This window comes from Pseudomonas poae (assembly GCA_028869255.1).
Lineage (GTDB): Bacteria > Pseudomonadota > Gammaproteobacteria > Pseudomonadales > Pseudomonadaceae > Aquipseudomonas > Aquipseudomonas poae_C.
The window spans coordinates 6,421,340-6,442,952 of record CP110972.1 but is presented as its reverse complement, the minus strand read 5'-3'; the positions used below and the strand labels follow the sequence as shown (position 1 = coordinate 6,442,952).

Sequence of the window (21,613 nt, the reverse complement as noted above, 5' to 3'; positions counted from 1 at the left end):
CGGCGCTAGCCGTCAAGCGGGTCATGCTTTATTATCACGCATCTTTTTCAGACCATCGAGAGGCGTGCGGCCCACACCGCGGGCAGATGGCACGCAGGAAGCCCGGACTAATAAGATGGCATTGAAATCCCCCGCGTTTCGTAGAAAATTTCCGTTGCTGGTAACCGGCAGTCTGCTGGCCATGCAACCCTTCGCCACCTCATTCGTGGTCGCCGCGGAACAGTATGACTGCTCAGTCTCTGCTTCGGGTGCCTGGGATTGCGCGCCGAAAACCGCCGCCGCCCCATTGCCACCGCGCCCGGTGCATGACGGCGCGGCCATCAGCTCGACCGACAGCACACCGCAAGGTGAAGCTGGCGGCAAAGCCGAGGCCGTACCGCAGACCGCACTGGTCACCGACTCCAAGGGCCGTGGCCTGCGTTCGCGCAGTGCCGACTACAGCCACCTGGACTGGGTGCCTCGCGAAAAGCTGACCGCAGCCCAGTTGGCTGAAACCGGTCCTTACTGCGGCGGTGCGTACATCGAGCCGATTCGTCCTGGCATGAACGACAAGACGAACAAGAGCGATGCGCCCACCTTCATCGGTGCCAAGGCCTCTCGTTACGAGCAGGAACAACAAGTCGCAACCCTGGCCGGTGACGTCGTCATGCGCCAGGGCAGCATGCAGCTTGAAGCCGAAGAAGCCAGCCTGTACCAGGCCGAAAACCGCGGCGAGCTGAACGGCAATGTGCGCATGCGCGACAACGGTGCCCTGATCGTCGGCGACCACGCCGAGGTCCAGTTGGACACCGGCGCCGCGCAGGTCGACAACGCCGAATACGTGCTGCACAAGTCGCGCATCCGCGGTAACGCGCTGTACGCCAAGCGTGCCGAAAACGCGATCATCCGTCTCAAGGACGGTACGTACACCACCTGCGAGCCGGACAGCAACGCCTGGCAGCTCAAGGGCAACAACATCACGTTGAACCCGGCCACCGGTTTCGGTACGGCCACCAACGCGACGTTGCGGATCAAGAACATTCCGATCCTGTACACCCCGTACATCTATTTCCCGATCGACGACCGTCGTCAATCCGGCTTCCTGCCACCGAGCTTCAGCAGCGGCAGCGAAACCGGCTTTACCCTGGTTACGCCGTACTACTTCAACCTGGCGCCAAACTACGACGCCACGTTGTACCCGCAATACATGACCAAGCGCGGCATGATGATGGAAGGCGAATTCCGCTACCTCACCAAGTCCAGCGAAGGCCAGTTCGGCGGCGCGTACCTGAACGACGACAACGACGAGCGCAAGCGTCAGACCGATTACGAAAAAACCCGCTACATGCTCAACTGGCAACACAAGGGCGGGCTGGATTCGCGTGTACTGACCCAGGTCGACTACACCACGATCAGCGACCCTTACTACTTCCAGGACCTCAAGTCCTACCAGGAAGGTGTTGAGAGCCGCGACTACATCAACCAGCAGGGCTCCGTGACGTATCGCGGCGACTCCTTCCAGGCTCGTCTGAACCTGCAGGCGTACCAGCTGGCAACGATTTCCCAGGTCACGCCGTACGACCGCCTGCCGCAGATCACCTTCAACGGTACCCTGCCGTACCACCCGGGCGGTGTGAACTTCAGCTACGAGACCGAAGCCGTGCGCTTCGACCGTGACTTGGAGAACGGCAACTTCATCAATGAAAACGGTGATTCCGAGCGTCGCCTGGACACCTACGTACGCGGCCTGACCCGTGCCAACGGTACCCGTCTGAACGTAGCGCCGGCCGTCGATTACCCGATGAACTGGACCTACGGCTTTGTGACGCCGAAGCTCAAGTACGTCTACACCAAGTACGACCTGGACCTGGACAACATCGGCAAGAACCAGATCATTGCTGATCAGGCTGCCGCTGCTACAGCAGGCACTCAATACGCAGACGGCACCTTCAAAAGCTCCCAGGACCGTGCGGTTCCGATTGCCAGCGTCGACAGCGGCCTGTACTTCGATCGCAATACCAACTGGTTCGGCACCAACTATCGCCAGACCCTTGAGCCGCGTGCGTTCTACCTGTACGTACCGAACAAGGACCAGTCTGATATCCCGGTATTCGACACCAGCGAGTACTCGTTCAGCTACGCGTCGTTGTTCCGTGACAACCGCTTCAGCGGCTCCGACCGTATCGGCGACGAAAACAAACTGTCCCTGGGCTTGACCAGCCGCTGGATCGAAGACAACGGCTTCGAACGTCAGCGCGTATCCGTCGGCCAGGCGCTGTACTTCAAGGATCGTGAAGTTCAACTGCCGGGCATCCTGGCTTCCGACCGTGCCGATGCACAGTCCGATGTGTCGCCGGTTGCCCTGGACTACGAGTACCGCTTCAACCGCGACTGGCGCGCCACTGCCGACTACAACTGGGACACCGAGGAGCACAGCCCTCGCTCCGGCAGCGCGATGCTCCACTACCAGCCGGAAGACAACCCGAACAAGATCATCAACGTCGGCTATCGCTATCGTAACGACCAGGTCGTCTACAACCAGCTGACCGGCAAATGGCAGTTCGGTGGTGACTACGGCCAGCCAGGCGATCCGAACTTCGTGAAGGATTACTACAAAATCCAGCAACACGATTTCTCGATGATGTGGCCGATCATTCCTCAGTGGAACCTGATCACCCGCTGGCAGTATGACTACGCTCGCAACCGTACCCTGGAAGCCTTCGGTGGTTTCGAGTACGACAACTGCTGCTGGAAACTGCGTGTCATCAACCGTTACTGGGTTTCCAACGACGAATACAGCCAGATCGCCCCGCTTAACGAAAAGGGTGACCACGGGCTCTTCCTGCAAATCGTCCTCAAAGGACTCGGCGGCCTGACCGGCGCCAAGGTAGAGAGCTTCCTCGACAAAGGCATTGAAGGTTATCGTGAACGTGAAGACCAAGCTTTCTGATTGTCTGCGCCCGCTAGTGCTGGGCGCGCTGTTCCTGGGTACCGCGTCGGCTCACGCCGCGGTTCAAGAACTGGATAAAGTAGTGGCCATCGTCGATAACGACGTGATCATGCAGAGCCAACTGGACCAGCGCGTCAAGGAAGTTCAGCAAACCATCGCCAAGCGTGGCGGTGGTGTGCCACCTACCAGCGTCCTGGACCAACAGGTGCTGGAGCGCCTGATCGTCGAAAACCTGCAACTGCAGATCGGCGATCGTTCCGGCATCCGTATTTCGGACGAAGAACTGAACCAGGCCGTAGGCACCATTGCCCAGCGCAACAACATGAGCATTGACCAGTTCCGCGCCGCCCTGGCCCACGACGGTTTGTCCTATGAGGACGCCCGTGACCAGATCCGCCGTGAAATGATCATCAGCCGCGTACGTCAGCGCCGTGTGGCCGAGCGGGTTCAGGTCTCCGAGCAGGAAGTGAAGAACTTCCTGGCATCGGACCTGGGCAAGATGCAGCTTTCCGAAGAACTGCACCTGGCCAATATCCTGATCCCAACCCCGGACAGCGCCAACTCCGAGCAGCTCAATGCCGCTGCGGCGAAAACCCAGGCTGTATATGACCGCCTCAAGGCCGGTGCCGACTTTGCCCAGACGGCCATCGCCGTGTCCGGCAGCGACAACGCCCTCGAAGGCGGTGACATGGGCTGGCGTAAAGCCGCCCAGCTGCCACCTCCGTTCGACCGCGAGTTGAGCGCCATGGAAGTCGGCGGTATCACCCAGCCCGCCCGCACCCCGGGTGGTTTCATCATCCTGAAGCTGCTGGAGCGTCGCGGTGGCGAGACCTCGCTGAAAGACGAAGTGCATGTTCGTCACATCCTGGTCAAACCAAGCGAAATTCGCACCGAAGCTCAAACCAAGGAGCTGGCCCAGAAGATCTATGACCGCATCGAAAGCGGCGAAGACTTCGCAACCCTGGCCAAGAGCTTCTCGGAAGACCCGGGTTCTGCCCTCAACGGCGGCGACCTGAACTGGATCGACCCGAAAGCCCTGGTGCCGGAGTTCCAGCAGGTGATGGCCGATACCCCGCAAGGCGTATTGTCCAAGCCGTTCAAGACCCAATATGGCTGGCACGTGCTGGAAGTCCTTGGCCGTCGCGCCACCGACAACACCAGCCAGGCCCGCGAGCAACAAGCGCTGAACGTACTGCGTAACCGCAAGTACGACGAAGAGCTGCAAACCTGGTTGCGTCAGATCCGTGACGAAGCCTACGTAGAAAACAAGCTGCCAGGCGCCGAGCAAACAGGCACCGACCAGGCACCTCAGTGAAACCCCAGCGTTTCGCGGTGACACCCGGCGAGCCGGCCGGCATTGGTCCAGACCTGTGCCTGCTGCTCGCCTCGCAACCCCAGCCACACCCCCTGATTGCCATTACCAGCCGCGACCTGCTCCTTGAGCGGGCCGCGCAACTGGGTGTGGCCGTCACGTTGCTGGACGCGGCACCGGGCAACTGGCCCGACCTGCCAGCCCCTGCCGGCAGCCTGTATGTGTGGGACACCCCGCTTGCGGCCAAGGTGGTTGCCGGGCAACTGAACAAGGCCAATGCCGCGTTTGTGCTCCAAACCCTGACCCGTGCCGGCCAAGGCTGTATCGACGGCGACTTCGCCGGCATGATCACCGCACCGGTACATAAGGGCGTGATCAACGAATCCGGTATCGCCTTTTCCGGCCATACCGAATTCCTCGCCGAACTGACCCACACCGAACAAGTCGTGATGATGTTGGCCACACGCGGCCTGCGGGTCGCCCTCGTGACCACGCACCTGCCACTGCGCGAGATTGCCGACGCCATCACCACCGAGCGTGTAGAACGCGTCACGCGCATCCTGCATGCCGACCTGCAACAGAAATTCGGCATCGCCCAACCGCGCATCCTGGTCTGCGGGCTCAACCCCCACGCCGGTGAAGGCGGCCATTTGGGCCGTGAAGAAATCGACATCATCGAACCAACCCTGGAGCGTCTGCGCCAAGAAGGCATGGACCTGCGCGGCCCACTGCCGGCGGACACTCTGTTTACCCCCAAATATCTGGAGCACTGCGACGCAGTGCTGGCGATGTACCATGACCAGGGGCTGCCGGTGCTCAAATACAAAGGCTTCGGCGCCGCAGTCAACGTGACACTGGGCCTGCCGATCATCCGTACCTCCGTCGACCATGGCACCGCCCTGGACCTGGCGGGCAGCGGCAAGATCGATACCGGCAGCCTGCACGTGGCCCTGGAAACCGCCTATCAGATGGCCGAGACCCGTATATGACCGAGCATTACCAACACCGGGCGCGCAAGCGCTTCGGGCAAAACTTCCTGCACGACGCCGGCGTGATCGACCGCATCCTGCGCTCCATCCATGCCAAGCCCGAAGACCGTCTGCTGGAAATCGGCCCGGGCCAGGGCGCGCTGACCCAGGGCCTGCTGGCCAGTGGCGGCCAGCTGGATGTGGTGGAGCTGGACAAGGACCTGATCCCGATCCTCAACCAGCAGTTCGCCGGCAAATCCAACTTCAACCTGCACTCAGGGCGATGCGCTGAAGTTCGACTTCAACAGCCTCAACGCAGCGCCTAACAGCCTGCGCGTGGTGGGTAACCTGCCGTACAACATCTCTACACCGCTGATTTTCCACCTGCTGAACAACGCAGGGATCATCCGCGACATGCACTTCATGCTGCAAAAGGAAGTGGTAGAGCGTCTGGCTGCGGGCCCGGGCGGTGGTGACTGGGGTCGTCTGTCGATCATGGTCCAGTACCACTGCCGCGTGGAACACCTGTTCAATGTCGGCCCCGGTGCGTTCAATCCGCCGCCCAAAGTCGACTCGGCCATCGTGCGCCTGGTGCCTCACGCCGTGCTGCCGCACCCGGCCAAGGATCACAAGTTGCTGGAGCGCGTGGTACGCGAAGCGTTCAACCAGCGCCGCAAGACCCTGCGCAACACGCTCAAGGCGCTGCTGAGCAACGCTGAAATCGAAGCCGCCGGCGTCGATGGCAGCCTGCGCCCCGAGCAACTGGACCTGGCCGCGTTCGTGCGCCTGGCCGACCAGCTTGCCATCCAGCCAGCGCCCGCCGCCGACTGAAGCACCCGGGCATGGCCAGACACATGTCTGGCCTAGTGCCCACCCTTTGGCCTAGACTGATCCGCATCTGCTGTCCCCCGCTTTTGCTTTTAAGGCCTCTTGCATGTCCGATCCTCGCTACCAGATCGACGTCAGCGTCGTGACCCGCTTCCTGGCGGACCAATCGCAACCTGAACAAAACCGCTTCGCCTTTGCCTACACCATCACGGTGAAAAACAACGGGCTGGTCCCGGCCAAGCTGCTCTCACGCCACTGGGTGATCACCGACGGTGACGGTCAGGTCGAGGAAGTTCGCGGCGCCGGCGTGGTCGGCCAGCAGCCCTTGATCGACATCGGCGCCAGCCATACCTACAGCAGCGGCACGGTCATGACCTCCAAGGTCGGCACCATGCAAGGCTCCTATCAGATGAAAGCCACCGATGGTCAGTTGTTCGACGCCATCATTGCGCCCTTCCGCCTGGCGGTGCCCGGAGCCCTGCACTGATGGCGACCTACGCGGTCGGTGACCTGCAAGGCTGCCTGGAACCCCTCAAGTGTCTGCTGGAACGCGTTGCCTTCAACCCGGCGAGCGATCGCCTGTGGCTGGTCGGTGACCTGGTCAACCGTGGCCCCGCCTCCCTGGAGACCCTGCGCTACCTCTATAGCCTGCGCGACTCGCTGGTGTGCGTGCTGGGCAACCACGACCTGCACCTGCTGGCAGTCAGCAAGAACATTGAGCGCCTGAAAAAGGGCGACACCCTGCGCGAAATCCTTGAAGCGCCAGACCGCACCGAGCTGCTGGACTGGCTGCGCCGCCAAAAGCTCATGCATTACGACGAAGGCCGCAACATGGCCTTGGTCCATGCGGGCATCCCGCCGCAGTGGACACTGAAAAAAGCCCTCAAGTGCGCCGCCGAAGTCGAAACCGCCCTGGCCGATGACAACCTGTACACCGCCTACCTCGACGGCATGTATGGCAACGAGCCGGTGAAGTGGGACAACGACCTCACCGGTGTCGCGCGCCTGCGGGTGATCACCAACTACTTCACCCGCATGCGCTTTTGCACCGCCGAGGGCAAGCTCGACCTCAAGAGCAAGGAAGGCGCCGACACCGCGCTGCCCGGCTACAAACCCTGGTTCGCCCACAAGGAGCGCAAGGCCCGTGACACGAAGATCATCTTCGGCCACTGGGCGGCCCTCGAAGGCAAGTGCGACGAACCCGGCGTGTTCGCCCTCGACACCGGTTGCGTGTGGGGCGGCGCCATGACCCTGATGAATATCGACACCGGCGAGCGCGTAAGCTGCCAGTGCGAACCGCCCCTTTCCACGACACAGCCGGCAGCCAAGCCATAGGAGCCCGCCATGAGCGAATTCAAACGTATCCCCCCCGAACAAGCCCAGGCCCTGCGCGAACAAGGCGCCGTGGTGGTCGACATCCGCGACCAGCCAACCTATGCCGCGGCCCACATCAGCGGCGCACAGCATTTGGACAACACCAACATTGCCGACTTCATCCGCGCTGCCGACCTCGATGCGCCGGTGATCGTGGCCTGCTACCACGGCAATTCCAGCCAGAGCGCGGCGGCCTATCTGATCAGCCAGGGGTTCTCGGACGTCTATAGCCTGGATGGTGGCTTTGAGCTGTGGCGTGCGACGTATCCTGCAGAAATCGCCTCGGACGATTCGCAATAATTTTTTCACACCCCGCTACCCCGCGTGACGCTTGGGCTCGCGCCGTTTCTGACGAACGGCGCGGGCAAAGTAATCGCCTCTTGCGCCTTGACCTCCCCGATTCCGACTATCCTTAAGCGCAGGCCATCCGAATCAGGGGAGAGCCGGTACACCGGCGTGCGGGTCATCGGTAGCGTTTCAGGGTGTTCTGGGGGGAAAACGGCCATTGGCGTTCGTCAATGTCTGCCAGCATCGACTGATTGATCCGGCGTCGGCTCCACGTATCGAGCGAGGTGACGACGTCATGAGTATTTTTAGCCACTTCCAACAACGCTTCGCATCCACACAGCAGGAAGAACTCACGCTGCAAGAGTATCTCGAGCTGTGCAAACAGGATCGAAGCACCTACGCATCTGCTGCCGAACGCCTGCTCTTGGCAATTGGCGAGCCGGAGCTGGTGGAAACCGCGAATAATTCGCGGCTGTCGCGAATCTTCTCCAACAAGGTGATCCGCCGCTACCCGGCCTTTGAAGACTTCCACGGAATGGAAGAATGCATTGACCAGATCGTCTCCTACTTCCGCCATGCCGCTCAGGGCCTGGAAGAGAAGAAACAGATCCTCTACCTGCTCGGCCCCGTCGGCGGCGGTAAATCGTCCCTGGCTGAAAAACTCAAACAGCTGATCGAGAAAGTGCCCTTCTACGCCATCAAGGGCTCACCGGTCTTCGAGTCGCCCCTGGGCCTGTTCAACGCCACGGAAGATGGCGCGATTCTCGAAGAAGATTTCGGCATCCCACGGCGCTACCTCAATACCATCATGTCGCCCTGGGCCACCAAGCGCCTGGCCGAGTTCGGCGGTGATATCAGCCAATTCCGCGTGGTGAAACTCTATCCGTCGATCCTCAACCAGATCGGCGTGGCCAAAACCGAACCGGGGGATGAGAACAACCAGGATATTTCGGCATTGGTGGGCAAGGTCGATATCCGCAAACTGGAAGAATTCCCGCAAAACGACGCCGACGCCTATAGCTACTCAGGCGCACTGTGCCGGGCCAACCAGGGCCTGATGGAATTCGTCGAGATGTTCAAGGCCCCAATCAAGGTGCTGCACCCGCTGCTGACCGCCACCCAGGAAGGCAACTACAACAGTACCGAAGGCTTGGGCGCGATTCCGTTTACCGGGATTCTGCTGGCCCACTCCAACGAATCGGAATGGCACACCTTCCGCAACAACAAGAACAACGAAGCCTTCATCGACCGGATCTACATCGTCAAGGTCCCGTACTGCCTGCGGGTCAGCGACGAGATCAAGATCTACGACAAGCTGCTGTTCAACAGCTCCCTGGCCAAGGCCCATTGCGCACCCGACACCCTGAAGATGCTCGCCCAGTTCACTGTGCTGTCGCGCCTCAAGGAACCGGAGAACTCGAATATCTATTCGAAAATGCGGGTGTACGACGGCGAAAACCTCAAGGACACCGACCCCAAGGCCAAGTCGATCCAGGAATACCGCGACACCGCGGGTGTGGATGAGGGCATGAACGGCCTGTCCACTCGGTTCGCGTTCAAGATCCTGTCCAAGGTCTTCAACTTCGACCCGCACGAAATCGCCGCCAACCCGGTGCACTTGCTCTATGTGCTGGAACAGCAGATCGAACAGGAACAATTCCAGGCCGAAACCCGCGAACGCTACCTGCGCTTCCTCAAGGAATACCTGGCACCGCGCTACATCGAGTTTATCGGCAAGGAAATCCAGACCGCTTACCTGGAGTCCTACAGCGAGTACGGCCAGAACATCTTCGACCGCTACGTGCTGTACGCCGACTTCTGGATTCAGGACCAGGAATACCGCGACCCGGAAACCGGCGAGATCCTCAACCGCGTGGCCCTCAACGAGGAACTGGAGAAAATCGAAAAACCCGCCGGCATCAGCAATCCGAAGGATTTCCGCAACGAAATCGTCAACTTCGTACTGCGTGCCCGCGCCAACAACAACGGCAAGAACCCTACCTGGCTCAGCTACGAGAAGCTGCGGGTGGTCATCGAGAAGAAAATGTTCTCCAACACCGAGGATCTGCTGCCGGTCATCAGCTTCAATGCCAAGGCCAGCAAGGAGGATCAGCAAAAACACAACGACTTCGTCACACGAATGGTCGAGCGTGGCTACACCGACAAACAGGTACGGCTGCTCTCCGAGTGGTATCTGCGGGTTCGTAAATCGCAGTGAGAGAAGCAGCTGCAAGCTTCTAGCTTCAAGCCGCAAGAGAAGAGCCACTGAGCCCGGCACGTACGGGCTCTTTCTTGCAGTTTGCAGCTTACGACTTGAAGCTCCCCGGAGGGGCCTATGAGCTATGTGATCGACCGACGCCTCAATGGCAAGAACAAGAGCACGGTAAACCGCCAGCGTTTCCTGCGGCGTTACCGTGACCACATCAAAAAGGCCGTTGAAGAGGCCGTCAGCCGCCGCTCCATCACTGACATGGAGCATGGCGAGCAAATCAGCATTCCCGGACGCGACATCGACGAACCGGTGCTGCACCACGGCCGGGGCGGCAAACAGACCGTTGTGCACCCGGGCAACAAGGAATTCACCACCGGCGAACATATCCAGCGCCCCCAGGGTGGGGGTGGCGGCAAAGGCCCAGGCAAGGCCGGCAACTCCGGCGAAGGCATGGATGAGTTCGTGTTCCAGATCACCCAGGAAGAATTCCTCGAGTTCATGTTCGAGGACCTGGAACTGCCCAACCTGGTCAAACGCAACCTGACCGGCACCGATACCTTCAAGACCGTGCGCGCCGGGATCAGCAACGAGGGCAACCCGTCGCGGATCAACATCATCCGCACACTGCGCTCAGCCCACGCCCGGCGCATCGCACTGTCCGGCAGCAGCCGCGCCAAATTGAAAGAAGCCAAGGAAGAGCTGGCGCGCTTGAAGCGTGAAGAGCCGGATAACTTCGGTGATATCCAGCAAATAGAAGCCGAAATCGAGAAACTCAGCGCACGGATTCACCGCGTGCCGTTCCTCGATACTTTCGACCTCAAATACAACCTGCTGGTCAAGCAACCCAACCCCAGCTCCAAGGCCGTGATGTTCTGCCTGATGGACGTCTCCGGCTCCATGACCCAGGCCACCAAGGACATCGCCAAGCGCTTCTTCATCCTGCTGTACCTGTTTTTGAAGCGCAATTACGACAAGATCGACGTGGTATTCATCCGCCATCACACCAGCGCCCGGGAAGTGGACGAAGAGGAGTTTTTCTATTCGCGGGAAACCGGCGGCACCATCGTGTCCAGCGCGTTGAAACTGATGCAGGAGATCATGGCCGAGCGCTATCCGGCCAATGAATGGAATATCTACGCGGCCCAGGCGTCTGACGGCGACAACTGGAACGATGACTCGCCGATCTGCCGCGACATTCTGATCAACCAGATCATGCCGTTCGTGCAGTACTACACTTACGTTGAAATCACCCCCCGTGAGCACCAGGCCCTGTGGTTCGAATATGAGCGCATCGGCGAAGCCTTTGCCGACACTTTCGCCCAGCAGCAACTGGTCTCGGCCGGCGATATCTACCCGGTCTTCCGTGAACTCTTCCAGCGCAGGTTAGTGACATGACCGCCAAAAAAGAGACTAAGCGCCAACCCATCTCAACCGGGTCCGAATGGACCTTTGAACTGATCCAGGCCTATGACCGGGAAATCAGCCGTATCGCGGCGGGTTATGCCCTAGACACCTACCCCAACCAGATCGAAGTGATCACCGCCGAACAGATGATGGATGCCTACGCCTCCGTCGGCATGCCCCTGGGCTATCACCATTGGTCCTACGGCAAGCACTTCCTCAGCACCGAAAAGTCCTACACCCGCGGCCAGATGGGCCTGGCCTACGAGATCGTGATCAACTCCGACCCGTGCATCGCCTACCTGATGGAAGAAAACACCATCTGCATGCAGGCGCTGGTAGTGGCCCATGCCTGCTATGGGCATAACAGCTTCTTCAAGGGCAATTACCTGTTCCGTACCTGGACCGACGCCAGCTCGATCATCGATTACCTGGTGTTCGCCAAGCAGTACATCATGCAATGCGAGGAACGCCACGGCATCGACGCCGTGGAAGACCTGCTCGACTCCTGCCACGCGCTGATGAACTACGGGGTCGATCGCTACAAACGCCCGTATCCGATTTCTGCCGAGGAAGAACGCCTGCGCCAGAAGGAGCGCGAGGAGCATTTGCAGAAACAGATCAACGACCTGTGGCGCACCATCCCCAAACGCGCCGGCAAAAACAGCGACAAGGACAATGCACGCTTCCCCGCTGAACCTCAGGAAAACATCCTGTATTTCCTGGAAAAACACGCACCGTTGCTGGAGCCGTGGCAGCGCGAAATCGTGCGCATTGTGCGTAAGATCGCCCAGTATTTTTACCCGCAGCGTCAGACCCAGGTGATGAACGAGGGCTGGGCGACGTTCTGGCACTACACCCTGATGAATGACCTGTACGACGAGGGCCTGGTCACCGACGGCTTCATGATGGAATTCCTCACCTCCCACACCAGCGTGGTGTTCCAGCCGGGCTTCGACAGCCCCTACTACAGCGGCATCAACCCTTACGCGCTGGGCTTTGCCATGTACCGCGACATCCGGCGCATGTGCGAACACCCGACCGAAGAAGACCGCCGCTGGTTCCCGGAAATCGCCGGCAGCGATTGGCTGTCGACCATCAAGTTCGCCATGAGCAGCTTCAAGGATGAGAGTTTTATCCTGCAGTACCTGTCACCCCAGGTGATTCGCGACCTCAAGCTGTTCAGCATCCTCGATGATGACCTCAAGGATGACCTGGTGGTGCCGGCGATCCACGATGAACCCGGCTACCGCACCATCCGTGAGACCCTGGCGGCGCAGTACAACCTGGGCAACCGCGAGCCTAACGTGCAGATCTACAGCATCGATGTGCGCGGCGACCGCTCGCTGACCTTGCGTCACCAGCAACATGACCGCAAACCCCTGGGCGAATCCACTGAGGAGGTACTCAAGCACCTGCATAGGCTATGGGGTTTTGATATCCACCTGGAAACCCTGCAGGGCGATCAGGTGATGAAGACCCACCACGTGCCGCCCCGCGGCGATCACAACGACGGCGACTACGGCCGCCTGGACCTGGCTGTCGTTCACCTCTGAAACAGCAAAGCCTCCATTGGCCAGGCACAGGCGGTATCCTGTGCTGCTAATGGAGGCTTTTTCATGAAAATCTACACAGTCGGCGGCGCCGTACGTGACCGCCTGCTGGGCATCCAGGTCACCGATATCGACCGTGTTGTCGTCGGCGCAACGACCGAAGAGATGCTCGCCAAAGGCTACAAGCCGGTGGGTGCTGACTTCCCGGTATTCCTGGACCCGAAAAACGGCGACGAATACGCCCTCGCCCGCACCGAGCGCAAGAGCGGCCGGGGTTACGGCGGCTTTGTGTTTCATGCCAGCCCCGAGGTCACCCTGGAAGAGGACCTGATCCGGCGCGACCTGACCATCAATGCCATGGCGGAAGACGATCACGGTAACCTGACCGACCCCTACCACGGACAGCAAGATCTGGAATCGCGCATTCTGCGCCACGTTTCCCCGGCGTTCGCCGAAGATCCGCTGCGTGTGCTGCGTGTTGCGCGCTTTGCTGCGCGCTACGCGTACCTTGGTTTTAGGGTAGCCCCCGAGACACTCGAACTGATGCGCCAGCTCAGCGACTCCGGTGAACTGGAGGCCCTGACGCCCGAGCGCAGCTGGAAAGAAATCTCGCGAGCCCTGATGGAAGATCAGCCTCAGGTGTTTATCCAGGTCCTGCGCGACTGCGACGCTCTTAAAACCTTGATACCGGAAGTGGACGCGCTGTTCGGCGTGCCGCAGCCCGAAGCCCATCACCCCGAAATCGATACCGGCGTGCACACCTTGAGCGTGCTGGAACAGGCCGCCCTGCATAAACAGCCGCTGACTGTGCGTTGGGCTTGCCTGCTGCATGATCTGGGCAAGGGCCTGACACCTGTGGATAAGTTGCCGCAGCATATTGCCCACGAACACCGGGGCCTGAAGCTGATCAAGGCGGTGAATGAACGCTTCAAGGTGCCCAAGGATTGCCAGGAATTGGCGCTGCTGGTCGGCCAGTATCACACCCATGGCCACCGCGCCCTGGAGCTGAAAGCCTCGACATTGCTGGAGTTGCTGCAGAGTTTTGACGTGTATCGTAGGCCGCAGCGCTTTGAAGAGTTCGTTGTCGCCTGCGAGATGGACGCCCGAGGCCGCAAGGGTCTGGAGCAAAGAAGTTATCCACAGGCGGATTATTTGCGTGGGGCGGCGAAAGCGGCTCGCGAGGTGCCCGTGGCGCCGCTTCTGGAGAAAGGCTTCAAGGGCCCTGAGCTGGGTGAGGCGCTGAAGCGTGAACGGCTCAAAGCGCTGAAGGCATACAAAGAACACCACATCAGCTAGATACCCGCTTTTTGTGGCGAGGGAGCATTCGCAGTTACAGGAGATTCGTCGGAGTGAGTTGCAGGCCCTGCCACTCGAAGCCGACAGGCGCCAGCACCTGGTCGATCTGTGCATCGCGCCACAGCTCGGCCAGCGTCTTGCCCACCTCCGGGTGCACGCGATCCGGCGCCATCAACGACAGCGGCCACAGCACAAACGCGTTCTTCAGGATTTCCGCACGCGGCAGAACCAAACCATCGAAATTGCCCACCAGGTCGCCATACAGCAGCACATCGATATCCAGCGGCAGCCCCTTGCGGTCCGGCGCATAGCGGCCATTGTCGGCCTCGATGAATTTCAACCGGCGATCCAGCTCCATCAATGGCAGCTCGGTATAGGCCGACACCACAAGATTGAAGAACGGCCCGCTCTTGATCCCCACCGGCTGGCTTTCGAAGACCGGCGAGCAGCGCACATCGGTCAAAAAGCTCGCGAGCGCATCCAGGCCGGCGCGCAAATGCGTTTCGCGCTCGATATTGCTGCCAAGACCAAGGTAAACCTGAGTTAGCGACATCCGCGCTCTATCTCCACGCCCACGCCTTTGGCAGCCGGCACGGCCCCGGCTTGGTCAGCTTGAGGTGCAGCCAGGGAATCTGGAATTCACTCATCAGCACTGCGGCCAGGCGCTCGGCGAAGGTTTCCACCAGTTGGTACTGGGATTGCTCGGCGAAAGCCTGGATACGTGCGGATACGCTGGCGTAATCCAGCGCCAGGGTCAGGTCGTCACCGGCGGCGGCCGGGCGGTTATCCCAGGCGAAGCTCAGGTCCAGGCGCAGGCATTGCTTGATGCCGCGCTCCCAGTCGTAGGCCCCGATCACGGTGTCGACTTCCAGGCCTTCGATAAACACTCTGTCCAAGCTCTTCTCCGCAGCACGACAAGGGCGCGATGCCCCGTTAGAATCAGGGCGTCCTCGCCCGGAATAGTTAGCATGTTTTGGTCACTGGCGATTCTCGCCTACCTGCTCGGCTCGCTGTCCTTCGCCATTTTGCTCAGCCGCCTGACGGGAAACCCCGACCCGCGAATGAGTGGCTCCGGCAATGCCGGCGCCACCAATATGTTGCGCCTGGCCGGCAAAAAGCTCGCCGTACTGACGCTGCTGGGCGACGTCTGCAAGGGCCTGTTGCCCGTGCTGATCGCCAGCCTCGCCGGCCTTACCCTCCAACAGCAGGCTTGGGTGGGCGTGTGCGCCGTCCTGGGCCATCTGTTTCCACTGTATTTCCGCTTTCGCGGCGGCAAGGGTGTTGCCACGGCGGCCGGCATGCTGCTGGGGATCTACCCTCCGGCAGCATTGCTGGCCGTACTTGCCTGGCTGCTCACGTTCTACCTGACCCGCACCAGCTCGCTGGCCGCATTGATCGCCACCCCGCTCACCCTGCCGTTGCTGGCCTGGCAGGAACCGGCGGCGTTGCTGCCGATGAGCGTGCTGACACTGCTGATCGTCTGGCGCCACCGGGGCAATTTACGCGACCTGTTTGCCGGGCGCGAACGGCATTTTTAAATACCCGCGATGAGCCCGGCTCACGTTACGGCCTACAACGGTGACAACTGCTCCATCGGCCAGCGCGCCTGTACGCTGATCGCCAGGCTTTCATGCTGCCCGGCCTGCAGGCGCTGGCAACCGGCGTAAGCGATCATCGCGCCGTTGTCGGTGCAGAACTCCGGGCGGGCGTAGAACACATCGCCGCGCATGTCGCCGAGCATTTTCTCCAGCGAAACACGCAACGCCTTATTGGCGCTGACGCCGCCAGCGATCACCAGACGCTGCATGCCCGCCTGCTTCAGGGCGCGCTTGCACTTGATGGTCAAAGTCTCCACCACGGCCTGCTGGAACGCCAGTGCGATGTCGCAACGGGCTTGCTCACTGTCGTCCCCGGCGCTGACGCTCTGCTGCCAGGTGTTCAGCGCGGAGGTTTTCAAGCCGCTGAAGCTGAACATCAGGCCAGGGCGATCACACATCGGACGCGGAAAGGTGTAACGGCCCGGCACGCCTTTTTCGGCCAGACGCGCGATTTCCGGGCCACCCGGATAATTGAGGCCCATCATCTTCGCGGTCTTGTCGAATGCTTCACCGGCGGCATCGTCCAGGGACTCGCCCAACAGCGTGTATTGGCCAATCCCATCGACCTGAACCAGCTGCGTATGCCCACCCGAAACCAACAAAGCGACGAACGGGAACTGCGGCGGTGTTTTTTCCAGCATCGGCGCCAGTAAATGGCCTTCCATATGGTGCACACCCAGGGCCGGAATGCCCCAGGCAAACGCCAGCGCCTGGGCGCAAGAGGCCCCAACCAGCAGGGCTCCGACCAATCCGGGGCCCGCGGTGTAGGCAATCGCGTCGATCTCGGTCGGCACGCAGCCGGCCTCGTCCAGCACCTGGCGAATCAACGGCAGCATGCGCTTGACGTGATCACGGCTGGCCAGCTCCGGCACCACGCCGCCATAGGCGCGGTGCAGGTCGATCTGACTGAACAGTGCATCGGCCAGAAGCCCGCGTTCACTGTCGTAAAGTGCGACACCGGTTTCGTCGCAGGAGGTTTCAAGTCCCAGTACTAGCATGGGTTTGCGCCTTGTAGAGGCTGAATTCGAAGGCGCGCATAATAGTCGCCACTCCCCCTCCCGACTAGCGGTTTTCGATCAGAGGCTTTGCATTCCGGGCAATGAGGGGTTAACATCCGCAACCCTTAAAAACCGACGACCTCAGCCGCGAATTTTTTGCGACGAGAACGTTGATTCCCGGTAATGAAAGAAGGTAGCTCTGGATGCCAGCCGTCAAAGTAAAAGAGAACGAACCCTTCGACGTAGCTCTGCGTCGTTTCAAGCGCTCCTGCGAAAAAGCCGGTGTTCTGGCTGAAGTTCGTAGCCGCGAATTTTATGAGAAGCCAACTTCTGAGCGTAAGCGCAAAGCAGCAGCCGCTGTTAAGCGTCACGCCAAGAAAGTTCAGCGCGAACAGCGCCGCGCCGTTCGTCTGTACTAATACACAGACTTACGTAGCAAGCTTCTGCCAAGCCCGGCCCTCAGCCGGGCTGTTGGCATTTGCGGATATCGCTTGATGCTTCACCGTCGACGCCGCACACGCGACCGAGACAACTGCTTTACACGTCAGGACTGGCTTTTTGCCAGCGGTGCGCGTCTCTTCTGACGAGCCTAACAAGGCTACTGACGAGCACACTCATTCTGTAAACAGGCGACCCACTGTGTCGACTGTGCCCAACGAGGCGTTTCCGAGGCCCGCCATTGGCCAAGACCGGACGCCGGGGCAACATTTCTACACCGATGACTGATTAGAAACTAACGTCAGTGAATATTCGGCAGATACACTTCCGTACACCCCATGCAGACGCTAGATGCTCGAGCACTCGATACGTGCGCTTGAACACTTCACGGGCCCTCATTTACACGCAGTGATGACGAGAACGCCATGGCCGGGCTAATTCCCCAGAGCTTTATTGACGACCTTCTGAACCGCACCGACATCGTCGATGTTGTCAGCTCGCGCCTGCAAATGAAAAAGGCTGGCAAGAACTACACCGCCTGCTGCCCGTTTCACAAAGAAAAAACGCCCTCGTTCAGCGTCAGCCCCGACAAGCAGTTCTACTACTGCTTCGGCTGCGGCGCAGGCGGCAATGCCCTCGGCTTCATCATGGACCACGACAACCTGGACTTCCCCCAGGCAGTCGAGGAACTGGCCAAAGCCGCCGGCATGGAAATCCCCCGCGAAGAAAGTGGCCGCCCGCACAAACCGCGGCAACCCACCGATTCGCCGCTGTACCCGCTGCTGACGGCCGCTGCCGACTTCTATCGCCAGGCGCTTAAAAGCCATCCGCAGCGCAAGGCCGCCGTCGACTACCTCAAGGGTCGCGGCCTGACGGGTGAAATCGCCCGTGACTTCGGCCTCGGTTTCGCCCCACCAGGCTGGGACAACCTCTACAAGCACTTGAGCAGCGACACCCTGCAGCAAAAAGCCATGATCGATGCCGGCCTGCTGGTGGAAAACGCCGAGACTGGCAAACGCTATGACCGTTTCCGCGACCGCGTGATGTTCCCGATCCGCGACAGCCGTGGGCGCATCATCGCGTTCGGTGGCCGCGTGCTGGGTGACGACAAGCCCAAGTACCTGAACTCCCCGGAAACCCCGGTATTCCATAAGGGCCAGGAGCTTTACGGGCTGTTCGAGGCGCGCAAGAACAATCGCAACCTCGATGAAATTATCGTGGTTGAAGGCTATATGGACGTGATCGCCCTGGCCCAACAAGGCCTGCGCAACGCCGTGGCCACGCTGGGCACCGCGACCAGCGAAGAACACATGAAGCGCCTGTTTCGCGTAGTGCCCAGCGTGCTGTTCTGCTTCGACGGCGACCAGGCCGGCCGCAACGCCGCCTGGCGTGCGCTCGAGGCCACGCTGTCGAGCCTGCAGGACGGGCGTCGTGCACGCTTTCTGTTCCTGCCCGAGGGCGAAGACCCGGACACCTTGGTCCGCTCCGAAGGCACCGACGCGTTCCGTGCGCGCATCAATCAACATGCGCAGCCGCTGGCGGACTATTTCTTCCAGCAACTGACTGAAGAAGCCGACCCGCGCTCCCTCGAAGGCAAGGCCCACATGGCCACCCTCGCCGCGCCGCTGATCGACAAAGTCCCAGGCGCGAACCTGAAGTCGCTGATGCGCATGCGCCTGCTGGAAATCACCGGTTTGAGCGGTGAAGCCGTCAGCCAGCTGGTGCACAGCGCGCCGCAGGATGCGCCACCCGCCTACGACCCGGGCATGGATTACGACGCCATGCCGGACTATTCCGACTTCCACCAACCGCAGGACGCCTTTGCGCCCCAGCAGGACTGGACGCCGAAGAAACCGGGGGCCGGTGGCAAGAAATGGGACAAGAAACCCTGGAGCAAGAACGGCAAACGCGGTGATCGCGATGAGGCTTACGCCCCGCGCACTCCGGTTGCTGTGGAGGCTCCGACGCTGATCGCCCTGCGCACGCTCATCCACCACCCGCAATTGGCGGGCAAGGTTGAAAGCGCTGAGCATTTTGCCAACGAAAGCAACACCTACGCTCAGGTGCTGATTGCCCTGATCGAAGCCGTGCAGAAAAATCCTAAGCTAAACTCCATTCAGCTGATGGCTCGTTGGCATGGCACCGAACAAGGCCGCTTATTGAAAGCACTCGCGGAAAAGGAGTGGCTAATTGACGGCGATAACCTTGAACAACAGTTTTTAGACACCATTACTAGGTTATCCGCGGGTCAGCACACGCAGACCCTCGATGAACTCATCAAGAGAGCAAGACAGCCGGGATTATCGGCTGAAGAGCAAATTCAGATAGCAAAACAGATGCGCGACCTCTTAAAACAGAATGTTTCCGCATCAAACCCGACCTCAGCTGGCGTGTGAGGTCATAGCTCGGGTATAATCCTCGGCTTGTTTTTTGCCCGCCAAGACCTTCAGTGGATAGGGTGTTATGTCCGGAAAAGCGCAACAGCAGTCTCGTATCAAAGAGTTGATCACCCTTGGTCGTGAGCAGAAGTATCTGACTTACGCAGAGGTCAACGATCACCTGCCTGAGGATATTTCAGATCCAGAGCAGGTGGAAGACATCATCCGCATGATTAATGACATGGGGATCCCCGTACACGAGAGTGCTCCGGATGCGGACGCCCTTATGTTGGCCGACGCCGATACCGACGAGGCAGCCGCTGAAGAAGCAGCTGCCGCGCTGGCAGCGGTGGAGACCGACATCGGTCGCACGACTGACCCTGTGCGCATGTATATGCGTGAAATGGGTACCGTCGAGTTGCTGACGCGTGAAGGCGAAATCGAAATCGCCAAGCGTATTGAAGAGGGTATCCGTGAAGTGATGGGCGCAATCGCGCACTTCCCTGGCACGGTTGACCACATTCTCTCCGAGTACACTCGCGTCACCACCGAAGGTGGCCGCCTGTCCGACGTCCTGAGCGGTTATATCGACCCGGACGATGGCATTGCGCCGCCTGCTGCCGAAGTACCGCCGCCTGTCGATGCGAAAGCCGCGAAAGCGGACGACGACGCCGAAGACGACGACGCCGAAGCCAGCAGTGACGACGAAGATGAAGTCGAAAGCGGTCCAGACCCGATCATCGCGGCCCAGCGTTTCGGCGCGGTTTCCGATCAAATGGAAATCACCCGCAAGGCCCTGAAAAAGCACGGTCGTGGCAACAAGCAGGCAATCGCCGAACTGTTGGCCCTGGCTGAGCTGTTCATGCCAATCAAGCTGGTTCCGAAGCAATTCGAAGGCTTGGTTGAGCGTGTTCGCAGTGCCCTTGAGCGTCTGCGTGCCCAAGAGCGTGCAATCATGCAGCTCTGCGTCCGTGATGCGCGCATGCCGCGTACCGACTTCCTGCGCCAGTTCCCGGGCAACGAAGTTGACGAAAGCTGGACCGACGCATTGGCCAAGGGCAAGGCGAAATACGCCGAAGCCATTGGTCGCCTGCAACCGGACATCATCCGTTGCCAGCAGAAGCTGACCGCGCTTGAGACCGAAACCGGCCTGACGATTGCCGAGATCAAGGACATCAACCGTCGCATGTCGATCGGTGAGGCCAAGGCCCGCCGTGCGAAGAAAGAGATGGTTGAAGCGAACTTGCGTCTGGTGATCTCCATCGCCAAGAAGTACACCAACCGTGGCCTGCAGTTCCTCGATCTGATCCAGGAAGGCAACATCGGCTTGATGAAGGCGGTGGACAAGTTCGAATACCGTCGTGGTTACAAGTTCTCGACTTATGCCACCTGGTGGATCCGTCAAGCGATCACTCGCTCGATCGCCGACCAGGCCCGCACCATCCGTATTCCGGTGCACATGATCGAGACCATCAACAAGCTCAACCGTATTTCCCGGCAGATGTTGCAGGAAATGGGTCGTGAACCGACGCCGGAAGAGCTGGGCGAACGCATGGAAATGCCTGAGGATAAAATCCGCAAGGTATTGAAGATCGCTAAAGAGCCGATCTCCATGGAAACGCCGATTGGTGATGACGAAGACTCCCATCTGGGTGACTTCATCGAAGACTCGACCATGCAGTCGCCAATCGATGTGGCCACTGTTGAGAGCTTGAAAGAAGCGACTCGCGACGTACTGTCCGGCCTCACTGCCCGTGAAGCCAAGGTACTGCGTATGCGTTTCGGCATCGACATGAATACCGACCACACCCTTGAGGAAGTCGGTAAGCAGTTTGACGTGACCCGCGAGCGGATCCGTCAGATCGAAGCCAAGGCGTTGCGCAAGTTGCGCCACCCGACGCGAAGCGAGCATCTGCGCTCCTTCCTCGACGAGTGATACCAGAACCCCCGGCCCAGGCCGGGGGTTTTGTTTTGTATCGATAAAGCCCTTCGCAACACCCCCTCCCCCGAAATGCCCGTCTACACTCGAAACATTCCCCG

General features: G+C 60.1%; 16 protein-coding genes and 2 pseudogenes. 15 read left to right on the top strand and 3 right to left on the bottom strand.

Features of this window, described 5'->3' with window-relative positions:
* Positions 1–115 precede the first annotated feature (115 nt).
* The 11 genes and pseudogenes from LRS56_29215 to LRS56_29165 all read left to right on the top strand — a co-directional run bounded on the left by LRS56_29215 (position 116) and on the right by LRS56_29165 (position 14,161).
* On the top strand, positions 116–2,929 hold the full coding sequence (locus tag LRS56_29215; GenBank protein WDU62733.1) for an LPS-assembly protein LptD: 2,814 nt from the start codon (positions 116–118) through the stop codon (positions 2,927–2,929).
* Complete coding sequence (locus LRS56_29210; GenBank protein ID WDU62732.1) at positions 2,904–4,244, top strand: peptidylprolyl isomerase; 1,341 nt, start codon at positions 2,904–2,906, stop codon at positions 4,242–4,244. The genes LRS56_29215 and LRS56_29210 overlap by 26 nt, the downstream gene beginning before the upstream one ends.
* Positions 4,241–5,230, top strand: coding sequence for a 4-hydroxythreonine-4-phosphate dehydrogenase PdxA (pdxA, locus tag LRS56_29205; GenBank protein WDU62731.1), 990 nt, complete (start codon positions 4,241–4,243; stop codon positions 5,228–5,230). Before LRS56_29210 ends, pdxA begins: the two co-directional genes overlap by 4 nt.
* Positions 5,227–6,040: pseudogene (gene rsmA / locus LRS56_29200) on the top strand (16S rRNA (adenine(1518)-N(6)/adenine(1519)-N(6))-dimethyltransferase RsmA). Before pdxA ends, rsmA begins: the two are co-directional and overlap by 4 nt.
* A gap of 103 nt (positions 6,041–6,143) precedes the next feature.
* Entirely contained in the window at positions 6,144–6,524 is a 381-nt protein-coding gene (apaG, locus tag LRS56_29195) for a Co2+/Mg2+ efflux protein ApaG (GenBank protein WDU62730.1), read from the top strand.
* The gene (locus LRS56_29190) at positions 6,524–7,372 is read left to right on the top strand and encodes a symmetrical bis(5'-nucleosyl)-tetraphosphatase (protein ID WDU62729.1); all 849 of its coding nucleotides are present in this window, start codon (positions 6,524–6,526) and stop codon (positions 7,370–7,372) included. Before apaG ends, LRS56_29190 begins: the two co-directional genes overlap by 1 nt.
* A 9-nt stretch (positions 7,373–7,381) precedes the next feature.
* The gene (gene glpE / locus LRS56_29185) at positions 7,382–7,711 is read left to right on the top strand and encodes a thiosulfate sulfurtransferase GlpE (protein WDU62728.1); all 330 of its coding nucleotides are present in this window, start codon (positions 7,382–7,384) and stop codon (positions 7,709–7,711) included.
* Between the two features lie 283 nt (positions 7,712–7,994).
* Complete coding sequence (locus tag LRS56_29180) at positions 7,995–9,917, top strand: PrkA family serine protein kinase (GenBank protein ID WDU62727.1); 1,923 nt, start codon at positions 7,995–7,997, stop codon at positions 9,915–9,917.
* Between the two features lie 117 nt (positions 9,918–10,034).
* Positions 10,035–11,306, top strand: coding sequence for a YeaH/YhbH family protein (locus tag LRS56_29175; GenBank protein WDU62726.1), 1,272 nt, complete (start codon positions 10,035–10,037; stop codon positions 11,304–11,306).
* Complete coding sequence (locus LRS56_29170) at positions 11,303–12,868, top strand: SpoVR family protein (protein ID WDU62725.1); 1,566 nt, start codon at positions 11,303–11,305, stop codon at positions 12,866–12,868. Before LRS56_29175 ends, LRS56_29170 begins: the two co-directional genes overlap by 4 nt.
* 63 nt (positions 12,869–12,931) lie before the next feature.
* On the top strand, positions 12,932–14,161 hold the full coding sequence (locus LRS56_29165) for a multifunctional CCA addition/repair protein (GenBank protein WDU62724.1): 1,230 nt from the start codon (positions 12,932–12,934) through the stop codon (positions 14,159–14,161).
* 34 nt (positions 14,162–14,195) lie between these two features.
* On the opposite strand, the gene folK is transcribed toward LRS56_29165, so the two are convergent.
* Positions 14,196–14,714: a 2-amino-4-hydroxy-6-hydroxymethyldihydropteridine diphosphokinase gene (folK, locus tag LRS56_29160; protein WDU62723.1), complete on the bottom strand. Its 519-nt coding sequence runs from the start codon at positions 14,712–14,714 to the stop codon at positions 14,196–14,198.
* Positions 14,705–15,057: pseudogene (gene folB / locus LRS56_29155) on the bottom strand (dihydroneopterin aldolase). The gene folK and the pseudogene folB overlap by 10 nt, the downstream one beginning before the upstream one ends.
* Positions 15,058–15,129: 72 nt before the next feature.
* On the opposite strand from folB, the gene plsY reads away from it, so the two are divergent.
* Positions 15,130–15,699, top strand: coding sequence for a glycerol-3-phosphate 1-O-acyltransferase PlsY (gene plsY / locus LRS56_29150; protein ID WDU62722.1), 570 nt, complete (start codon positions 15,130–15,132; stop codon positions 15,697–15,699).
* A 32-nt stretch (positions 15,700–15,731) separates the two neighbouring features.
* Here the strand turns inward: plsY and tsaD are convergent, their stop codons facing one another.
* A complete protein-coding gene (tsaD, locus tag LRS56_29145; protein WDU62721.1) occupies positions 15,732–16,757 on the bottom strand; it encodes a tRNA (adenosine(37)-N6)-threonylcarbamoyltransferase complex transferase subunit TsaD in 1,026 nt (341 codons plus the stop codon).
* 203 nt (positions 16,758–16,960) lie between these two features.
* On the opposite strand from tsaD, the gene rpsU reads away from it, so the two are divergent.
* The 3 genes from rpsU (at position 16,961) to rpoD (ending at position 21,509) form a co-directional block, all read left to right on the top strand.
* On the top strand, positions 16,961–17,176 hold the full coding sequence (rpsU, locus tag LRS56_29140; protein WDU62720.1) for a 30S ribosomal protein S21: 216 nt from the start codon (positions 16,961–16,963) through the stop codon (positions 17,174–17,176).
* Between the two features lie 444 nt (positions 17,177–17,620).
* Entirely contained in the window at positions 17,621–19,591 is a 1,971-nt protein-coding gene (gene dnaG, locus LRS56_29135) for a DNA primase (GenBank protein ID WDU62719.1), read from the top strand.
* Positions 19,592–19,658: 67 nt separating this feature from the next.
* Positions 19,659–21,509, top strand: coding sequence for an RNA polymerase sigma factor RpoD (rpoD, locus tag LRS56_29130; protein WDU62718.1), 1,851 nt, complete (start codon positions 19,659–19,661; stop codon positions 21,507–21,509).
* Positions 21,510–21,613 lie beyond the last annotated feature (104 nt).

Bases quoted from the DNA above. Each gene is read 5' to 3' on its own strand.
- LRS56_29215 (WDU62733.1), top strand. From the start codon at position 116: ATGGCATTGAAATCCCCCGCGTTTCGTAGAAAATTTCCGTTGCTGGTA.
- apaG (WDU62730.1), top strand. From the start codon at position 6,144: ATGTCCGATCCTCGCTACCAGATCGACGTCAGCGTCGTGACCCGCTTC.
- LRS56_29190 (WDU62729.1), top strand. From the start codon at position 6,524: ATGGCGACCTACGCGGTCGGTGACCTGCAAGGCTGCCTGGAACCCCTC.
- glpE (WDU62728.1), top strand. From the start codon at position 7,382: ATGAGCGAATTCAAACGTATCCCCCCCGAACAAGCCCAGGCCCTGCGC.
- LRS56_29180 (WDU62727.1), top strand. From the start codon at position 7,995: ATGAGTATTTTTAGCCACTTCCAACAACGCTTCGCATCCACACAGCAG.
- LRS56_29175 (WDU62726.1), top strand. From the start codon at position 10,035: ATGAGCTATGTGATCGACCGACGCCTCAATGGCAAGAACAAGAGCACG.
- LRS56_29170 (WDU62725.1), top strand. From the start codon at position 11,303: ATGACCGCCAAAAAAGAGACTAAGCGCCAACCCATCTCAACCGGGTCC.
- LRS56_29165 (WDU62724.1), top strand. From the start codon at position 12,932: ATGAAAATCTACACAGTCGGCGGCGCCGTACGTGACCGCCTGCTGGGC.
- folK (WDU62723.1), bottom strand. From the start codon at position 14,714: ATGTCGCTAACTCAGGTTTACCTTGGTCTTGGCAGCAATATCGAGCGC.
- plsY (WDU62722.1), top strand. From the start codon at position 15,130: ATGTTTTGGTCACTGGCGATTCTCGCCTACCTGCTCGGCTCGCTGTCC.
- tsaD (WDU62721.1), bottom strand. From the start codon at position 16,757: ATGCTAGTACTGGGACTTGAAACCTCCTGCGACGAAACCGGTGTCGCA.
- rpsU (WDU62720.1), top strand. From the start codon at position 16,961: ATGCCAGCCGTCAAAGTAAAAGAGAACGAACCCTTCGACGTAGCTCTG.
- dnaG (WDU62719.1), top strand. From the start codon at position 17,621: ATGGCCGGGCTAATTCCCCAGAGCTTTATTGACGACCTTCTGAACCGC.
- rpoD (WDU62718.1), top strand. From the start codon at position 19,659: ATGTCCGGAAAAGCGCAACAGCAGTCTCGTATCAAAGAGTTGATCACC.